Below are 18,701 nucleotides of genomic sequence, written 5' to 3'. Positions count from 1 at the left end.
CGGGTCGCAACCTAGCGCAAGGTTTTTTGTCACGTGGTTTGATCACGCAATGCTCTGCTTATTCAATACCGTATGTATTTACGTCGATCTTGTCGAATATCTCGCGGTCGACAAGTGCCGTAATCGCGTCGATATCAGTTCGGTCTACATCGGCCAAAAGCGTCTCCCACTTTTCGTATGCGGTAATCATCGCTTGCACGAGCTCACTTGGATCCTCGATTCCACGGTTCTCCATAGCGTTTGCAGGAAGATCAGCGACAAACTGGTTGCTGAAGGCTTCCAGCGCAGCGAGATCATCCGAAGTGGGTTGGACAAGCGGGATTTGCGCCTCACGCGCTACCCGCCATGCACTTTCAGTTTTTGCACCCCACTCGACCATGCTCTTTACCGTCGCTCTGGAAGCAGCATGCAACAATGCGCTCCGTTCTTCCGGGGTACGGTCCTCCCAAAAAGACTGGCTGAAATAATATCCGCCATTGGCGTTCGACCCAAGCGGGATCATGAACACTGATTTCGCAATCTCGTGCATCTGGAAGAAGTCAGTCAAATAGAGCGCCGTACCCGTCGTGCAATCAATCGTTCCCCTCTGAATTCCCGTATAAATTTCGTTGCCAGGTGCGTTGACGGAAACCGCTCCGATCAGGTCAGCATAACCCACCTGGGCATCGGACGACGTCCTGATAGTCCTGCCCGCGAGGTCCGCAATAGTGTTGACCTCGAAGCCACAGATCAGGTTGTAAACGCCGATCGTGAACCCGGCTCCAAATACAACGTCCAACTCACTCAATTCATTCTGCATTTGTTGATTAAAGAACGTGACTTCGGTCTTTGCAAAGGCAAGCGCCATCTGGTCTTCTGCAATGAAGGACATGTCGGCAGTGATAAAGTCGACTGGCATTTTCGCTGGAATGTAAGCCGCAGTGATGTTGGCAAATTGTGCGACGCCTTGCTCAAGACCCTCCAAAGTGCCACGCGCCGGCAACAGTGCGCCGCCTGGGAACACTTCAAAGTCGATACCCCCGTTCGTTGCTTCGCGGGTGTAATCGGCGAAGTCACTCAGAAAGACATCGTTGGGTGAATTCGCACCATTCCAAGTCGCGGCCCGGAAAGATTCAGACTGGGCCGTTCCGGCGATAACGCTGATGCCCACTGCTGCGGCAACGCCGAGCAAGTTGTTGAGTTTCATGTTAGTATCTCCCTTTGGTGGTGTTGATTATGGTAGTTGGTCGTTTCGGAACTTAATTCATGATTTGAGGCAGAAAGAGCGTGATTGCCGGAAAACCGATCAATAGGGCCAAAGTCACAATGTCGGTCAAGATGAACCACGACACTCCCCGGAACACATCGGTGATGTTTACGCTTGATCCTAAGGCGCTTCGGATTACGTAGACATTCAGGCCGACAGGTGGCGTTACCATGCCGATCTCAAGCAGTTTGATCGCAATGATGCCAAACCAAATCATATCGACACCCAGGCCCTTCAGGATCGGGTCGATGATGGGAATTGTCAGCAGCATGATTGAAACGCTGTCGACGAACATTCCCAGCAAAATGTAGATCACCGCGATGGCCATGATTACTGCAACGGGCGACTCGATAACCCCGAGCAACCAGTCGGCCAGAGCGTTTGGCACCGAAGAAAGCCCTAGGAACACCGAGAACATCGTCGCACCGATGGCGATAACAAATACCGTCGATGTACCCTCTGCGGTCTCGATCAATGCAGTCCGAATGGCTTTCACGGAAAGTGTGCGCCTCACCACAGCGATCAGTACTGCCAAGGCAGCCCCAACCGCTCCCGCTTCTGTGGGTGAAAAGAAGCCAGCAAAAATGCCACCCAGCACGCCCAGAATAAGAGTCGGCAGTGGCCATATTCCGCGAAGTGCCTCCCACGTTTCCTGATGGGTGGCACGCACCTCATTGACGGGTGCTAGCGTAGGATCGAGCTTTGCGCGCACTGTGATCATCACGATGAAAGCAAAAGCCGACAGGATACCCGGCAAGATGCCACCAATGAACAGAGAACCGATGGAGGTTTCTGTGAATATTCCAAATAGGATCATCAAGATGCTCGGTGGAATGAGCGAACCTAGCGTTCCCGCCGCCGCGACGCTCCCGGTCGCCAGAGAGCTCTTGTAGCCTGATTTCAGCATTTCTGGGACGGCAATTCGAGAAAATGCAGCCGCTGTTGCCACGCTGGACCCTGACGCTGACGCGAATAGCGCCGAGGCTATTACGGTCGCTGATGCCAATCCCCCCGGTACCCGCCCCAAGAAGATACGGGCGCTCTGAAAAAGGCCTTTGGTCAGTCCTGCCTGCGCCGCAATGTAGCCCATCAGAAGGAACATCGGCACCGCACTCAGGTTCCAGTCGGCAATGAAGTTCAGGGGGATGGCAGTGAGAATGCCCCAAGCGGCGCTTACACTGGTCAAGACGGAAATCCCGACAAAAGCCACCAGACCCAGCACTACGCCCACCTGCATACGCAAAGCCATCAATACCAGTGCTATGACGATACCAAGTATACCGATTTCAATGCGTTCCATTAGCCAATATCCTTTACGCGGCGGTCTACTTCTTCTGCAGACTTGTATTCAGTCACGGTGACCCAATCTGGACGATGGATGACTTGCACAAACCGCAGGGCACTGGCCAAAGCCGACAAACCAAATCCCACTGGCAGAAAAAACGACGCGGGCCATATCGTGACGATAATCTGGCCGGACAGGTATTCACGCACTTCCCATGCATGCCAAGCATCAAGACCGGACTGATAAGCCAACAAAGAGAAAAATGTCAGTTGCCCGAGATAAGCGCAGAGCAGCATGATCCGCTGAATCGCAGGGCCGAACAGGTTATAAAAAAGATCAACCGCAATGCCCGAATTCCGCATTTCCACGAAAGGCATGGGTAGAAACACCGCAGCGACCATGTAGTAGTGAGCGACAAACTCTGATGTTCCGGGGATCGGGGAATTGAAGAAGGTTTTCATGATTACGTCGCTTAGGACGTGTAACATCATGCAAAACAAGAATAACCCGGAAAGCCAGATAAGCAGCTTCGACAGTGTCAGAAGTGCCCGCTCAACACTACCCATTAGACTAAACTTCCATTCGGCAACGCATTGATTGCGCGTGAACACCGCCATTTGACGAACACGTCAGGCGCTGAGCAATTCCTATTCTTGATGATTTCATGATGCAGGGCCTCCCTACCCGTCTCATGCACTTGGCGAGTCACCAAATGTGTCTTGTGATGACTATAGGCCTTCAAAATCAAACCACTTTTGCGAATTCTGCAAAGGTCCTGAACAAGTCTTCAAAGGTCTATGACGAACAGCTAACTGCCCAAAACCACGTTGATTTTCGATGAGTGCTCATCTGACAGAGCAAAAGCCAGATCAGCCATTATAGTCATAGTCGGCATCAGATACATGCTCGAGCCAGTCCGCCGCTTCGCCTTCAATAAACTCGGTCACCGCAATGTGCGTCATCGCCGTCTTGTCAGTCGCGCCGTGCCAGTGTTTTTCGTTCGCATCAAACCAAACTGAATCTCCTGGCGTTACCTCTTCACGTGGGCCACCTTCGCGTTGGACCCATCCTTTTCCGGCTGTGATGATGAGTATCTGACCTGCCGGATGCGTATGCCAAGCTGTCCGCGCGCCCGGTTCAAAAGTAACACAACCTGCGACCGCCCGACCGGGGCTCTCCGGAGCAACTAAAGGATCTCGACGCACGCGCCCAGTAAAGTTTTCTGCCGGGGCCCAACTGGATGCACTGGAACCTGCTTTTGCGATTTTCATGTTAGTCTCCCATTTTCATTTCTGTGATCACCAATCCGATTTTTCCGCCATGCAACCGCACACTCTCGATACTTGCCGTTGAAAGGAATTGTTTCGCCACGATTGGCAGTTTCACAAATGGAGCAGGCCCGACGGTCCTGCTATCGAAGGCACCAATCAATTAACATGATAGGTCCTTTCACAGTTTGCTTCAAAGCATCTTCATGATCGCTTCCCGGTGAAGACCTTACCGGAATCGGCGATAGCCAGAACGGATGCGAGCGCATAACTGAAAGCAGCAAAAACCGAAGGAACGAGGCGAAAATGAAGACACGCACACTCGGACACTCTAATTTTGAAGTATCGGCCCTTTCCATTGGTGCAATGGGGTATGGTACCCTGAAGGATCGTTCGGGCCTTGTCGATGTCCTTCGGGCTGCGATTGATCGTGGCATCACACTGATAGATACGGCCGAGGTCTACGGTCCTTGGGTCAACGAAGAGATAGTCGGAGAGGCCATTTCCGGAAGACACGATGAAATAAAGATTGCCACAAAATTCGGTTGGAACGTCGATCAAACCAGTGGTGTGCATCTTGGGGGAGTAAACAGCCACCCAGAACAAATTCGCAGCGCTGTTGAAGGTTCGCTGCGCCGGCTCGGAATCGATTGTATCGACCTTCTCTATCAACACCGGGTTGACCCAGACGTACCAATGGAAGATGTCGCAGGCACTGTCAAAGATCTAATAGCCGAGGGAAAAGCCATCCACTTCGGGCTCTCTGAAGCGGGTGCAGACTCCATCCGCCGTGCGCATGCGGTTCTGCCAGTGACGGCCCTGCAGAGCGAATACTCACTCTGGACACGCGAGCCTGAAAACGAAATTCTGCCCCTTCTCGAAGAACTAGGGATCGGCCTCATACCCTTTAGTCCGCTTGGAAAAGGGTTTCTGACCGGCAAGGTCACCCCTTCGATGCAGTTTGAAGTCACCGATATACGTAGCCGCGCCCCCCGCTTCACTGAACAGGCACAAGTCCAGAACATGGTTTTGGTCAATGGCATAAAGGACATCGGGCAGAGGCTTGGAGCGACGCCTGCCCAGATCGCCCTAGCATGGCTCTTAGAAAAACGGCCATTTATCGTGCCGCTGTTCGGCACGCGCGCTGTGTCGCGCCTTGAAGAGAACCTTGGTGCTGTCGATGTGCTCCTTAGCCCAGAAGATTTCAACGAGATCGACAACCTCTCCCAAGATTTCAAGATCGAAGGGGCACGGTATCCTGACGATATCATGGCTTTCTCCGGCCTATGACACCTGCCAGGGCCAATCAGAGCCCGCGCGATGAGCTTCGACTTCTCGCAACACTTGGGGCCCTGCTCGCCTTCGCTTCGATTTCTACTGACCTGTTCCTGCCCGCGCTTCCGGCAATGGCCAAAGACCTCGGTGCCAAGGAGGGCGAGCTCGAGTTCGTCGTCTCGACCTACCTGCTCGGATTTGGCTTCGGCCAGCTGTTCTGGGGTCCGGTCAGCGACCGCTTTGGCCGACGCAGGCCGATTTTGATCGGATTGCTTGTTTTTATCCTCGGATCTGCCGGATGCGCCCTGTCAACAACACCCACTACCATTATCCTTTGGCGGATCATTCAGGCTATGGGCGCAAGCGCCGGGGTTGCACTTGCTCGTGCGATGGTTCGGGACATCTACGAGCGGGATCAAGCTGCGCGTGTCCTTTCGATCCTGATGACTGTCATGGCGGTTGCACCCTTATTGGGTCCGATTGCCGGTGCCCAAATTCTGGCGTACATCAACTGGCAAGCAATCTTCTGGACGCTCTCAGCCATCGGTTTGGCAACCATTCTGGCAGTTCTCCGACTGCCTGAAAGCCTTTCACCGGAACGGCGTTCTACCGGCACTCCACTAGATGATTTCAAAGGCTACGCGGCCCATTTTCAAAACCCGGTGCTACTGTCCTACTCAGCCGCAATCGGCTTGTTTTATGTTGGGAATTTTGCGGTCATTGCCGGTGCTCCCTTTGCTTATATCAACTATTATGGCCTTTTACCGCAGACGTATGCGTTGATATTCGCGTCGGTCATTCTTGGACTTATGGCAGCCAATCTTTTGAATGCTGTTCTCGTTCGCATCTGGGACAGCGATTTGGTTTTACTTATAGGCGGCTTTTCCGCAGCGCTCATCGGACTCTGCTTCGCGGTGGTTGCGACAACTGATCTTGGCGGTCTTACCGCATTGATTATGGTCAATTTCCTGTTCATCAGCATGAACGGACTAATCCTCGCCAATGCGATTTCCGGCGCGCTTTCGAGAATTGTCTCAGGAACGGGCGGGGCATCCGCGATTGTTGGAGCCATCCAGTATGGCGGCGGTATGATCGGTGCTGCCACAGTTGGATGGCTTGCCGATGGTACGCCGGGCCCATTGGGAATTGTCAGTGCCGTCGGCGGTTGCGGATGTCTTTTGTTCACTCTTCTGGCCTTGTGGCGCGTAAGACCCCAAGCGGGTATTTTCTGACGAAAATCCATGACGCATGGTTCAGTGTGTGCCTTTTCGGCCCTGAGGGTCAACCACTCAGCGAACGTAGGCCCAATACGATTAATCGCTGCGCTAACAGTCGGCAAGAATTATGTATTCATATGAAACCCATGTGGTCGCCTGGGATCATCACGTCACTCCACCTGAAAACCCGCCTGCGCGAATAGATGGCAATAGACATTACCCTCTTCATAGAGCCGGTCCACAACCGTCATAACCATCGAAGTATGCGGGAAAGCGTTCAAACTATCCGCAAGTATCGGTGAAATTTTCCAATTTCTTGCTCTACTTCGGAAGGCAAATAGTGATTTCGGAGTCACGGACTTGCCTGCAACGAAGAGACCCAAAAATCTAAAGGTCAAGGATTTCTTGCCAATGTCGAATCCAAAACCGGGGCAAGAATATTGACCTGCCCCCCGAAACCTCCCGCACTTTAATGTAGAGTTTGCTCAACCTTTCGAAGGAGCAAACAGATGCGAAAGAGCCGTTTCACAGAAGCCCAGATTATCGGGATGATCAAAGAGCAAGAAGCCGGGATGCCAACTGCTGAGGTGTGCCGCAAGCACGGTCTCAGCCAGGGGACGTTCTACAAGTTCAAGTCGAAGTATGGCGGCATGGAGGTGTCGGATGCGGCGAAGCTGCGCGCGGTCACTGACGAGAACGCCAAACTCAAACGCCTGCTGGCGGATGCCATGTTGGACAATGTTGTACTGAAGGATCTGCTGGGAAAGAACTAACGACACCGGCTGAGCGGCGAGCGGCAGCGCTTAAGGCGATGCGAGAGCATGACATCTCGCAACGTCGGGCCTGCCGTCTTGTCGGTGTCGACCCCAAAACCGTTCGGCGTGATCGTCCGCCTGACAATCCTGAGATCCGCGAGGAGATGAAGGCCGTTGCGCACAAACGCCCCCGGTTCGGCTATCGGCGGATCGGGGTGATGCTGGAACGCAAGGGAATGATCATGAACCACAAGAAGCTGTATCGCCTCTATACGGAGGAGAAACTGGGCGTCAGGCCGCGACGTGGGCGCAAACGGGCTCGTGGGTCACGCACACCGATGCCAGAAGCTCTAAGACTGGGTGAACGATGGTCGTTGGACTTCTTGTCCGATACTTTCGGCGCATCGCGGCGGTTCCGCATCCTGGCTGTGAATGATGATTGCTGTCGTGAGAACCTCTGCCTGATGGCTGACACCAGCATCTCAGGCGCACGGGTGGCACGGGAACTGGATGCACTTGTCCGGCTCTATGGCAAACCGGCTAGCATTGTCAGTGATAACGGGACGGAGTTCACCAGTCGCGCGATCCTGGAATGGGCCAACCGCAACGGCGTTGAGTGGCATTACATCGATCCTGGCAAGCCCCAGCAGAACGCCTTCATCGAGAGCTTCAACGGCAGCTTGCGCGACGAACTCCTAAACGAGGAGATGTTCGACAGCCTGGACGATGCAAGACGCAAGCTGGCCCTATGGCGATATGATTACAACGACGTCAGGCCGCACTCGTCACTCGGCAACAATACACCCGCAGAAGCGCGCCGGACGCTTGAGCAATTTGAGGGCTCCGCGCCCGCCGCGCTTGCTCAAACCCAAACCGAAGAATATGAAAACCAGACCCGCAGACTCTCGTTATGAATGAGGGAGCCTCGGTGTCACTGTACCCTAATTAATCAGATTCTGCGGATTGGACGCCTTTTCGGCGGTTTTTGTACCCTTAATTACAATATATCCACAGGGCTCCGCGTCAGTACCTGACGCAGCTTTCGCGCTTCCAGATTGTATCCGCTCGCGCCAAGAGCACTTGACGAGCTGCATCGGGCCCAAGCTCAGAGATGGCCTGGCGGGCTGCCTGTAGGGCACCTTCCGACGCGACCGGTCGGTTCGCTGTTCGCGTTTCTTGCTTTGGCACACGCTTCCCTTTTGGTTGGCGCGGAAGTCGCCTCTCGAGATCGTGTGACAGCGTTAGCACCCGCGCAATCACTCGTCTGTGCTGGGGAAAGACACGGCGGAGCTCCCAGAATGCCCTGTCGTTTCTGCACAATAGGATTGCTGCGCCCAGCAACGGGCGGGTCGTGCAGACATCGACTGCGGCAAGTGCTGCTGATCTCTCCAACTGGCCCCGAGACGTGAACGAAGCGGGGTACTCCAAACCAAGTATCCTCAGAACGGACAAGGTGCGGCTGATCCGGCGTATGCGCCCAAGATCGTTGGTTTGAACCACAGTCTGCAGCACTGCCGCGCCGCGAGCGGCGCGGACACGTAGCCTGTCTGATAGACCATCTGACGGATGCCTCGCCAAAAGGGGTCGACCACAGTTTCCGCAAGTCAGCGACCAACCCAAGCGCCAGTGGCGCAGGATCAGTCCGGGCGTCTGATCCGTGCAGCTTTCGCAAACCTGGAAGTCGTCACGCGATACGCATTGAACGGGAAGATGGGTCGTGTCCGGAAGAGCCATGGCCTCGATCTCATCCCGGGTCCGTTGAACCGCCGAGCAAAAGCGAGCCCAGTTCACCTGTCCGAGATCGTTCATTAGCTCCGGCATCCTGCCCTGCCCCAATCCGAGATATCCGCAGAGGTCTTCGACGGAACAATGATTGGCCTGTGCCAGCCGCCTGATCCAGCTCGAGAGCAGCTCATCGCGTATCGGCGGCGGACGGCGTGGCAATGGTTTGATTGTTACCCGAACTCTGCCATTGGCCGGCGTGGAGTGCTCCAGGCGTGCTTTGCCCATACCGGCTGCCAGGACTGAACGGCATCATCGGTGATCCGCTCCTCACCCGTCTCGATCGCCTCAACGGCCAAAGACTTGATCATGATGAACACGCGCGACGTCACACCTCCCGTCACCTTCAGGATCGTCCGAAGCGACGCGACTGTCAGGCCCGACCGTTGCTCGAGTGCCATCGCGGCAATCAACGTCTGAATGAGCTGAGAGAACTCAACGTCATCCTCCCAGAGCGGCAGGTAGTGTTCGTCCAACCGACGGGCGAGTTGGTCGTCACCGCGGACGGCCTCAAGGGCTTCGTTGACACCGAACACGACAAGCGAGGCACAAAGATCGTTGGCCAGGAACCGCAGCATGTTCAGGAACCGGCGCTGCTCCCGGTAGCTCCCGGCCAGCAAATTGTGCACCTCATCGATCATCAGCATTTTGAGGTCCATATCCCGAAGATGGCTGAGCGCGCGAACCTCAAGTTCGGACACGGTATGCCGCCCCCACATCGGCGCTCCGATCGTCGACAGGATATGCTGGTAGAACCGTCGCTCGTCGGGCGCCGGCGGCGCCTGAACCAGCAGGATGGGGGTTTTCGTGATGCCCAGTTCTGCATCGTACTGTGTCGGATACTTGCTGGCCATGCGTTTGGCGATCATCGTTTTACCGATGCCGGAACTGCCGTAGACCATTAGGCCAGGCATCCGGCTCTGCTGCGGCATTTCCATCAAAGCCGTCAATCGGTTGAGAACAATCGTTGCACGGTCGAATGCGATCCAATGATCGCTGCGGATGCGGTCAATTCTTTCTTCTGGGGTCATCAAACTCTTCAATCGGATAGGTGGGAAGGTCGGGGTTACCGGTATCGATCGCAAACATCTCCCGGGATGGATCACGATGCGGCTTTTGCTTTGGAAGCCGCGTCGCGCGCTCGCTTTCCAGACGGGCGGTCCTCGTCTTCTCACGCGCCGCCTCAGCCAACCGACGCTGCGCATCGATCACCTGGAAGAGGGCCTTCTCATTAATCCGGCCAACATGCCGATCCTGCCATTCCTTCCGCGCCCGCCGGCTTTCCCAAAGCGATATCCTCGGGTGGCTCAGATCCCGATACCGCGCCGGGATCATGCGGCCGTCGTCGACGAGAACCCAGACCTGTGACAGGTCCCTCGGATCGTATTTCACCTGAACCTTGCCCTGACCGCGTCCGACCAACGACGCGAAGACATCGCTCCAGTAGTGCACCCCAAAGAGAGTGATCCCGGTGCGCCCGACCTGGCGCCACTCAAATGGCAAGAAGCTTGTGCGAAAGGCTTCAACGTCGATGACCTGCCGACCCGCTGTGTCCCCGCCCAGGTCAGCCCAGGCAGCCAGCGGCGTTCGCCCAAGGGCTTCGTGACGCGTGTTGTGGTAGCGACAAATCTCCAGATCAAGCCACTCCTCGAACTCGGCTAGAGTCAGAGCGGCATGTTTCCCGCTGTCGTAGTCGCCCTTCTCGGCGGCGGAGGACTGCGTGGTTCCGGGCAGAACATGAACGGCCCCCATAGCCGTTCCAATTAAACGTTCGATGTGGCCACCGAAGTGAGTTGCACCAGGCGGGCGGTATTCGACGGCGATGCCCCAATCTTCGCAGGCCGATGAGAAAGCCTCGCTGTGGAATTCCTGGGCATTGTCGACATGGATTGCCTTCGGGATACCGGACGTTGGCCAGACCAACTCTTCCAACGTCCCTGGGACGTGGATTGATTTCCGGCGCACGCAGTGATCGAGGCAGAGCGCGATAGACAAGACCGACGGCGCATCAAAGCTGACAAAAACCCCAAGAACGATCCGGGTCGCAACATCGATTGCCACCGTCAGATAGGGGCGCGCAAGCGGACGCCGATCCATGTAATCGACCAAGATGATGTCAGCCATCGTGTGATCGATCTGTACAATGTCTAATGGCGTTCCGACCGCAAGTCGGCCCGGACGTGCCGCAAAGGTCTTATTCGCCTCCTTGGCACCACGACGCTTTCGAACAATCTCTTTCTCATCCATCGCATCAAGCCGAGCTTTTACCGTCTTCCGCGTCGGGGGCTGAAAACCCTTCGCCTCGCACTCCGAACGGATCTCTCGCCAAATGCGCAGAAAACTGGGCCGCTCGCGGACCAGATAATAGCGCCGCAGGCTCGCATCGATCAGGTGTTCAACTTCTCGCGCGATCCGTTTCGATCCTAGCTGCGGCCCGCGACGGCCGAGCTCCAACGCCGTGGCCCGCCCATCGTTCTCGCGCAAACGGCGGTAAAGGGACCAGGTATGGCTCTTCGCCAGACCCAGTTCCCAAGCAGCATCTCCGATCGCGGCACTGATCGGCTCACCCTTCTTCTCAAGCTCCAGGATCGGACGCAGGACCGAAGCTCGATGTTTTGCAAGACGCTCGCTGACCACGCCAATCTCCTGACCCAAGTGGCCGATACTTATCCACAGAATCGACCATATGCTAATAAAGGGTACAGTATGGCAATTAACGGTACAATATGAAAATTAAGGGTGCAGCCCACTGCTGAAAACAAATGAAAATTTCAGTCGTGATTCTGATTAATTAGGGTACAGTGACAGCAGCCTGCGCTTCGATGTTGGTGGCGTCACCCGATGTGACCTTGCGCGCCATCATTTTCAACGGGGCGTCCGGTTCGCCAACCGCATCAAGGGCTGCGGCCTGCATTAATACCTTGGCGATCACCACTTGTTTCCAGGCTTGTTTGACAAGGGAGGTTTTCGCCTGCCATTGGGACCGCATCCGCGCACCTTGGGCATGGTGCCCTTCCAGCGGCATCAACACGGATCTTGGCGCGTGGTTTGCCGCGCACAACACGACAGGCACACCGCGATCTGCAAGTTCAGTCAACAATGACGTTGACCAGGTTGTACCATGGGCATGAACGATCACACCCGCAATTTGATCAAGCGGCGTGCGCCCGACCTCGGCGTGGTCTTGCGAAACTTTCAGAAATCCACGGTCACGCGATAGGTGTCGCCCATCGATGGCAATCTCGATGATTTGGTCCAAGTGTCACCTCTCACGCCCCCACGCGAATCGTTAACACATTGGATTTTATACAAGTTTTCTGGATTCTCCTAACGGGGCGGTCCCTGATCGCGCAATCGGCCCATTTCATCGACGTGAATCCGGCGGATCTTTGCCCTGATCAACGACACTGCAGACATCTGGATAAACTTGAAACTGTCGTCCTTGTCGCGGTTGCGTGCATCGGCATTGCCTTCCGTATGCGGCACCAGAAACAGCCCGTTCGCAATGTCCATTTTCTGAACATAGCACATCAGCGTTTCCCCGTCCCGTTCAATGGCAACCATATCGCGTTTGAACACCCTTAAAAGCCGTTTTGCCGCCGGATGCGGTTTGGATTCCGTGCCTGTTTGATGCGCCTCAAACGTGGAAATCGCCCACGGTTTGATCTTCCCGTCGGGGAGGCGCCAGACCTCATAGCAATGGTTACTGCCCGCTTTATAGGCCTTATAAATATGTCCATCCCTGTCTCTGACGGACACGCGCGCGCTGTCTTGCAGGGCGTCTATCAACCGCACACGACGCATCCCGAAATAGGGGTTTTCAGATTGATCGGGCAGCTTTCGGGCATTAGCGAAATCGGACAGCGCGTGTTCAAACTCCTTTTTATCCAACCCTTTGGTCACACGTGTTAAGTGGCGCTGCAAGTCAGGGTCACGGATTTTCTTGATATCGCTTTCGCTAAGCGAAAGCAGCGGTTTACGGCTCACGACGCGACCCGCATCAACCACGCCGTATGCGGTGTCCATGTGCAGCTGACCCGCAGTCGCATCCTCGCCTTGCTGTTTCGCTTGGCTGTCGATCCGCCCGTGATCGGCGCGGTGGCTGACGATGATGCGCGACAGCTGTGCCGCGATATCATCGCGAAACCCATCCCATGGCGGTGAAACGCTGCGTGCGACCTCTTCGGCGCCAGCCTGTTCGTCGCGTTTGGCGATCTTGCTGATCCGCTGGATCAGGCCGCGATCCGTGGCAGCGACAACGGCGGCATCAATGGCATGGTGTCGATGATCCATCCGGTTCTTGGCCTTGACGGTGTTTTCATCGCTATCCGTCAGCGCCTCTAACCCGTTCAGTCCCCAATGGCGGCGCAACATTTCGGTCAAACGGCCCGGCACGACCCAGACGTGGGAATTACCGTCCCCGCCATCATAAAGAGCATCCAGATAGGCGCGCGCAATGCGCGATAGGTATTGGGTGTCCTTAAGAGCGCGGGCGGAAAAATCGTTCTCCCCTTCAAAACGTTGCATGGCATCTGACGCAAAGCGCCACGCCTTATTGTCAGGTAGGTTCTTGAGGTTGGCCGCAATGGTATCCCATTGTTCTGTCTCGCCCCAAACCTCCCACGGGGTATTGTTGCTTTTCTGGCGGTTCGCTTCTTTCAAGCACAAGGTCTTGTTCGCAATGCCATCATCCAGCGTGCGGGAATAGGGCAAGATGTGATCGACATCGCACGATCCGTCAAACAACATGCCTGCACTGATCCGTTTTCCAGAATAGGGGCAGTTGCGGGTCATCACGTCATGCCCCAGATCCTCCCAAAGGCGCAGAACCAAACGGTTCGCGCCCGTATCCTTCTGACCCAACTCATTGATCAGTTTTTCCCCGCGTTTAATCGCGGCGTCGGTGTTTTTCTTTATGATCTTCTGGATTTCGCGTTTTTGATCTTCGGAGTTTTTCAAGTCCCGCGCCAGTTCGACAACGATTTCATCCGGCTTGCCATGAATACAGATGATCCGGTTCACCAACCGCCTGATCTGGTTCAGCCCGATATGCACGGTGGGGTTTGTGATGCGCCCGTAGCGTTTCACGTCTTCGTTGTTTTCGTCATAGGTGCCGGGAATTACATGCCGATCGAGGATTTTACCGTAATAGGGCAGCTTTTCCAACACCTCCCCCGTTGGCCCACCAGAATGAGACCAGCCACAGGCCGCAACGGCATCGCTGTAGGGCATCACATCCGACTGGAGCGCCGCTAGAATGCGGCGCGTCGCCATCAACCCCATCCGCCCATACCCTTCGGGCAGGGGTGCGTTGGCCGTGGCCTGTGCATGGGCATTGTCCAACCCGTGATTTTGTTCCAGCCATACAACAAGCGCGTCAAATTCACTGTCGCTTTGAACCGCACGAATACGTTGAACCACCTCCCACTGCGCACCTTCATCTAGCGTCGTCCAAACGCCACCCATCCGGTCCGGATGCGACAGGCTCGCGCGAACGAGATCACAGGCAATCGCATCACGGTTGGCGGTTTCCAACGTGAAAGTCTGGTCACTGCGCAGCCTAATTACCTTCCCCAGCGCTTTGAGTTTCATCGCCATGCCCGACAGGGTTTTAGTGTGGTTCTTGTTGTCCAGTGCATGAACGATCTGATCGCGTTCTTCCAGCGTCAGACGCCGTGCCGCCTCACCCCGTGCGACGATGCGCAACGCATTGACCGTTTCCAACAAAATACGTCGCTGGTTCAGCGGGTGGGCGGATGGAATGCGCCGTTCGTCCGTAAACAAGCACAGGCCAACCTCGGGCGTTTTCAAAGGCCGCTGATGAAAGATGATCGTTTTGATCTGATCGCGCAGGTCATCGCTCAGCGCTTCATGATAGTCTGCCTGCGCCGCCCAAAGCGCGTCGAATTCTTCGGACAGGTGGCGGCGATCCGGATAAAAATCATACCCCGCCTCCTCCTTCTCGGCATTGTCACGCCGCGCCACAGTCAAGCGGGTGCGCACCGTCGGCATACGTTTTGGATCATCTGCCTTTTGCTGGCGCGTATGCAGAAACTCGCCATAAGTCCGCGCCTTGGCATCGCGCATCGCCCAATCAAGCCGCGCGGTTGCATCCTTAATCTTACCGCTTTCATTGTCGCCCCGATCCGTCTTTCGGTTCGATTTGAACCCTCGCCGTTGGTTCAGGTGGAACAATGCACGCCCCAGATGGGTCAATGGCAACTCGCAGTCCAACCCTTCAGCGCGGAGTGCGTATGGGTCGAGGGATTCAAGCTTTTTGGCGTGCGCCTGATCGGTCGGCATTAACCCTGCCCCGGCCATCCGCTTCATCAGCGCCGCTTTACGGCGCAGATACCTGTCCCGTCGGCGGCGCTGCGCGCGGGCAACGCGACGATCCACCGCCAACGATTCCTTGGATTGCGGATCGCGCCCATCCGAGAATATCCGCACACCCCCATCAAGCACATCCGTGATCGTGCCGTCGTCCGTTTGGTAAAGCCACCAGCCAATTGAGTTCGTGCCGATGTCAAGACCCAAGCGCATAATTTGACCCCTTAAGTGTAAAACCTTGCTAAGGGTTAATTGACATAACCAAAGCATAACTCGGGGAAAAGATTGGGTCCACACCAATTCTGTTTGTGTTTAGCTGGTCTTCCAAACCTTGCTAGTTGCTGCTTGACAACGAGGTCGTGAGGCCGGAACATTGCATTGTTCAAAATCCGCGTCGAGCTGTTAACAAGCATTCGATTGCACCACATTGGAGCGCAGGCTACGGCCTGCGCTTCCTATTTCAGGGCCTTTTTAGATTTAACCAATAGCGCGTGTAGCGGCGTTCGCCGGACCGACTCAGAGCGCTCATCTCGACGAGGTCTTGCAAATCCCGTGTTGCCGTGGCCCGTGACGTGCCAGTAATCGAAATGTAGTTCTCGGCACTCAAGCCACCTTTGAACCCGTCTGGTCCCTCACGGAACATGCGTTCGATCGCCTTGGCCTGCCGGACGTTCAATTGATCGCGGTGCTGGTCATAAAAACGCGCCTTCGCGATGAAAAACCCGACCCGATCCAGGGTGACCTGTTGTGCGGTCAGAACAGTCTCCGCGAACCATTCCAACCACGGCGTCACATCCAACGTCTGCTGGTGCCGCTCAAGCTGATCGTAATATGCTTTCCGCTCCCGTTCTATCGAGTAGGCGAGCGCGATCAGGCTGGGTTGGCCCATGTTTTGCGCTAGAGACTTTTCTGCGAGGGCCCGCCCCAAACGACCGTTGCCGTCTTCAAAAGGATGGATGCTTTCGAAGTAGAGATGGCTGAGGCCAGCGCGCGTCAAAGCGGGCAAGGGTTCTTTCGCATTCGGCACCGTTCTGCTGAACCAATCCACATACCGATCCATTTCGCCTGCTACTTGCGAAGAGGGCGGTGCCTCAAAATGCACGACCGGCCGATCGATGCGACCCGATACGATCTGCATGGCGTCTTCATGCTGGCGGTAAGCCCCGACGCTTTCCAACCGCCGATCATGGGACAACAGCATGCTATGCCATCGGAACAGGGTCTCATGCGTAAGTGGCTCAGCATAGGTCGAATAGACATCGACCATCATCTCGGCAACGCCCTGTTCCTTGGGCTTGGTTGGATAGCTGTCAGGCGACAATCCAAGCTGGCGTCGCAGCGAAGACTGCACGCTTTGGCGATCCAGCATCTCGCCTTCGATGGCGCTGGTCTTCATGGCTTCATCGCTTAGCAAGTCGATGCGCAATTGATCGCGCTCGGACGGACTGACATGGTGAACCGCACCCAGAATTTCACCCAACGACAGCAAGAAACGCTGCTCAAGCGGTGCCAATGCTGCCGCGTCATACCGAAATTCCGGCCAACCGGATATCTGCCAGTTCCATGCCATGAGTTATAGAGACCCTTTCTATAACTCGTATATTGACCATTTTTGAGCTATAGAAGTCAATCCTATACCTCAAAAAGGTGCAAACACACGTAAAGTCTGCTTCCAACTCCGACTGATTGGAAGTCAAAGCCCGACCAATTGAAAGCGAAGAGCCTCAGATCTGTACCGTTCGAGTCTGTTCATCTGTGTCTGCCAGCGCCAAATCCAGTTCAGGCAAATCCCGCAATGTCTGTAAATCGAACGCCGTCAGAAACATCTCTGTCGTCACAAAGGTATGCGGGGCACCGGCGCGCGGTGCCCTCGGCCCGCTCGCAATCAGATCCTTAAACCGCAGCCGCGCCAGCAGGTCGCGGCTGACATCTTTGCCAAAAATGTCCTTCAGTCCCGCCCGATCAATCGGCTGGTGGTACGCAATGGCGCAGAGTACACCCATTTCCATCTCGGTGAAGGCCAAGGGCTGATCCCCAAGATCAGTCGCAGCCTTGATCGCCTCGGCAAACTGCGTCTTTGTCCGAAACATCCAACCACCGGCGGTCTCCGCCAATTCATATGGTCGCCCCACAAGCTCCGCCTGAATATCCTCAATGAGCATCTCGACCGAGGCCTCCTGCCCCACCACACGTGCCAGGTCCTCACGCCCAACCGGCGAGGCACTGGCGAACAACGTCGCCTCGATCCGTCCCATCCATCCCCGCCACCGCAGCTCTTGCGGCAGGTCTTCCAGCTCTCGATCAAAGACGCCTTCGCGTCCGGCCTCCTTCGGTTTTGAATTCTTTCTTTTGGCATCGGAGGTCATGGCGGAGCGGGTCATCGCACAATCCCATAGAGTCGGAAGGTCGGCCGCCCAGTGAGTTCCCGCGCGACGCCCAGTGCGACGAGCCGGTCACAAAACCGGCGCGCTGCACGATCGGTCATCGGAATCGTGGTACCCTGGATTGTCGGTGACAGCATCATTGAAGGACCGATTGCATCTTCAGACAGGAACAGCGCGACGGCCGCCTCCGAACCCTTGGCCCGGAGCTTCGGCGCGACGGCCCGCAACGCTACTGCCTTCGATGCGAGATCGCCCGCCAAACGGATCGTGTCTTCGATGGAAATCAAAAGGCCCGCCTGAACTTTCAAGTCCGCCCCCTGCCCGTCCGCGACCAAATCGCGCAACATGGCTTTGGTGAGATTTTGTGCCGAAATCGGTAGGAGCACCGGCCAGTTTAACACGCGTGCCAAGGCGATATCGGACAGTAAACAAGCAATCCGTTCCGCCCGGTCATCTGCCTCGAGGACTGCCCGCATCACAGCAACGCATCCTGCCAATGGCCCGTTAGATTTTGCGCGCTTGGAGCCAACTGCGAGCCATCCTTGCATGTCAGCCGCAAGGTGCCGACCAACGAGGCCCTCTAAGCCCACTCGCCAATCCCTCACGCTCAATCGTAACTGCGTCGTGTCCCGCCAGAACACCAGCAGGTCTCCATCTGGGCCGCGTGCCTCTCCGGGCGGGGTCAGATGGAAAGAGTCGCGGATATCGGCCTCTCGGGCCACCCGTCCTTCGAGCTTAGACGTCGCCGTGGCCGCGTGTAATGCAAGCTGGTTGGCAAGCAGTTTAAGGGGCACACCTTGGGCCGGATCGGAAACCAGAGCATCCAGCACCGTCAGGGCCGCTCCGGACCGAAAAGCCACAGACTCGAAGGTTTCCGCACGTCCGGAGGTGACCCAGGCCGGCAGCTTGGGTAGCGTGGTCAGGTCGTTAGAGACGGTGGCGGGCTGAAAGGTCATGCCGTGACACTATCCCACAACGGCGCTTAACTCCAGCATATACAGCATTAACCGCCCCACCTTGTGGCGTCTCACTATGTCCAATAAGTTTGCATTATCGGACGTAGCAAGATATGCTGGGAAGCAGTTCAATTTCATTACTGGATTCACTGGAAAATGTGTCGGATGGCCGGTGTTGATGAGATTCAAGCACTTCCCTGAAA

15 protein-coding genes are annotated in these 18,701 nt (G+C 55.8%); 3 read left to right on the top strand and 12 right to left on the bottom strand.

Annotated elements, in window-relative coordinates:
• Positions 1-58: 58 nt before the first annotated feature.
• The 4 genes from dctP to A8B82_RS10590 form a co-directional block, all read right to left on the bottom strand.
• A complete protein-coding gene (gene dctP / locus A8B82_RS10605) occupies positions 59-1,186 on the bottom strand; it encodes a TRAP transporter substrate-binding protein DctP (RefSeq protein WP_067291865.1) in 1,128 nt (375 codons plus the stop codon).
• A gap of 52 nt (positions 1,187-1,238) precedes the next feature.
• Positions 1,239-2,546 carry a TRAP transporter large permease gene (locus A8B82_RS10600; RefSeq protein WP_067291862.1) on the bottom strand — a complete coding sequence of 436 codons (1,308 nt, stop codon included), beginning with the start codon at positions 2,544-2,546 and terminating at the stop codon, positions 1,239-1,241.
• Complete coding sequence (locus tag A8B82_RS10595) at positions 2,546-3,019, bottom strand: TRAP transporter small permease subunit (RefSeq protein ID WP_268873807.1); 474 nt, start codon at positions 3,017-3,019, stop codon at positions 2,546-2,548. The genes A8B82_RS10600 and A8B82_RS10595 overlap by 1 nt, the downstream gene beginning before the upstream one ends.
• A 381-nt stretch (positions 3,020-3,400) precedes the next feature.
• Positions 3,401-3,802 (bottom strand): (R)-mandelonitrile lyase, encoded by a 402-nt coding sequence (locus A8B82_RS10590; RefSeq protein WP_067291859.1) that lies wholly within the window; start codon positions 3,800-3,802, stop codon positions 3,401-3,403.
• 303 nt (positions 3,803-4,105) lie between these two features.
• On the opposite strand from A8B82_RS10590, the gene A8B82_RS10585 reads away from it, so the two are divergent.
• From A8B82_RS10585 to A8B82_RS10570, 3 genes are all read left to right on the top strand, one after another.
• A complete protein-coding gene (locus A8B82_RS10585) occupies positions 4,106-5,089 on the top strand; it encodes an aldo/keto reductase (RefSeq protein WP_067291856.1) in 984 nt (327 codons plus the stop codon).
• On the top strand, positions 5,086-6,306 hold the full coding sequence (locus A8B82_RS10580) for a multidrug effflux MFS transporter (protein WP_067291853.1): 1,221 nt from the start codon (positions 5,086-5,088) through the stop codon (positions 6,304-6,306). The genes A8B82_RS10585 and A8B82_RS10580 overlap by 4 nt, the downstream gene beginning before the upstream one ends.
• A 494-nt stretch (positions 6,307-6,800) precedes the next feature.
• Positions 6,801-7,960 (top strand): IS3 family transposase gene (locus A8B82_RS10570; protein WP_138069739.1). Its coding sequence is split into 2 segments (ribosomal slippage): positions 6,801-7,050 and positions 7,050-7,960, totalling 1,161 coding nucleotides; the frame shifts between segments, so codons are not numbered across the junction.
• Between the two features lie 109 nt (positions 7,961-8,069).
• Here A8B82_RS10570 and A8B82_RS24805 read toward each other — a convergent pair.
• The 8 genes from A8B82_RS24805 to A8B82_RS10535 form a co-directional block, all read right to left on the bottom strand.
• The gene (locus A8B82_RS24805) at positions 8,070-9,056 is read right to left on the bottom strand and encodes a TniQ family protein (RefSeq protein ID WP_082899244.1); all 987 of its coding nucleotides are present in this window, start codon (positions 9,054-9,056) and stop codon (positions 8,070-8,072) included.
• Positions 9,002-9,859: a TniB family NTP-binding protein gene (locus A8B82_RS10565; RefSeq protein ID WP_067291844.1), complete on the bottom strand. Its 858-nt coding sequence runs from the start codon at positions 9,857-9,859 to the stop codon at positions 9,002-9,004. Before A8B82_RS10565 ends, A8B82_RS24805 begins: the two co-directional genes overlap by 55 nt.
• The gene (locus tag A8B82_RS10560) at positions 9,837-11,465 is read right to left on the bottom strand and encodes a Mu transposase C-terminal domain-containing protein (RefSeq protein WP_138069738.1); all 1,629 of its coding nucleotides are present in this window, start codon (positions 11,463-11,465) and stop codon (positions 9,837-9,839) included. The genes A8B82_RS10565 and A8B82_RS10560 overlap by 23 nt, the downstream gene beginning before the upstream one ends.
• A gap of 154 nt (positions 11,466-11,619) precedes the next feature.
• Positions 11,620-12,087 carry a CRISPR-associated endonuclease Cas1 gene (locus A8B82_RS10555; RefSeq protein ID WP_235604669.1) on the bottom strand — a complete coding sequence of 156 codons (468 nt, stop codon included), beginning with the start codon at positions 12,085-12,087 and terminating at the stop codon, positions 11,620-11,622.
• Positions 12,088-12,155: 68 nt separating this feature from the next.
• Positions 12,156-15,455, bottom strand: coding sequence for a type II CRISPR RNA-guided endonuclease Cas9 (gene cas9 / locus A8B82_RS10550; protein WP_235604668.1), 3,300 nt, complete (start codon positions 15,453-15,455; stop codon positions 12,156-12,158).
• Between the two features lie 163 nt (positions 15,456-15,618).
• A complete protein-coding gene (locus A8B82_RS10545) occupies positions 15,619-16,728 on the bottom strand; it encodes a Fic family protein (protein WP_067291836.1) in 1,110 nt (369 codons plus the stop codon).
• Between the two features lie 154 nt (positions 16,729-16,882).
• Positions 16,883-17,539 (bottom strand): SMC-Scp complex subunit ScpB, encoded by a 657-nt coding sequence (gene scpB, locus A8B82_RS10540; protein ID WP_443069338.1) that lies wholly within the window; start codon positions 17,537-17,539, stop codon positions 16,883-16,885.
• Positions 17,536-18,498 carry a DUF1403 family protein gene (locus A8B82_RS10535; protein WP_067291834.1) on the bottom strand — a complete coding sequence of 321 codons (963 nt, stop codon included), beginning with the start codon at positions 18,496-18,498 and terminating at the stop codon, positions 17,536-17,538. The genes scpB and A8B82_RS10535 overlap by 4 nt, the downstream gene beginning before the upstream one ends.
• Between the last annotated feature and the right edge of the window lie 203 nt (positions 18,499-18,701).

The sequence above is a fragment of the Sulfitobacter sp. EhC04 genome (assembly GCF_001650875.1).
In the GTDB taxonomy this organism is placed as follows: Bacteria; Pseudomonadota; Alphaproteobacteria; order Rhodobacterales; family Rhodobacteraceae; genus Sulfitobacter.
The sequence above is the reverse complement of the archived record's forward strand: the minus strand, read 5'-3'. Positions and strand labels throughout refer to the sequence as shown.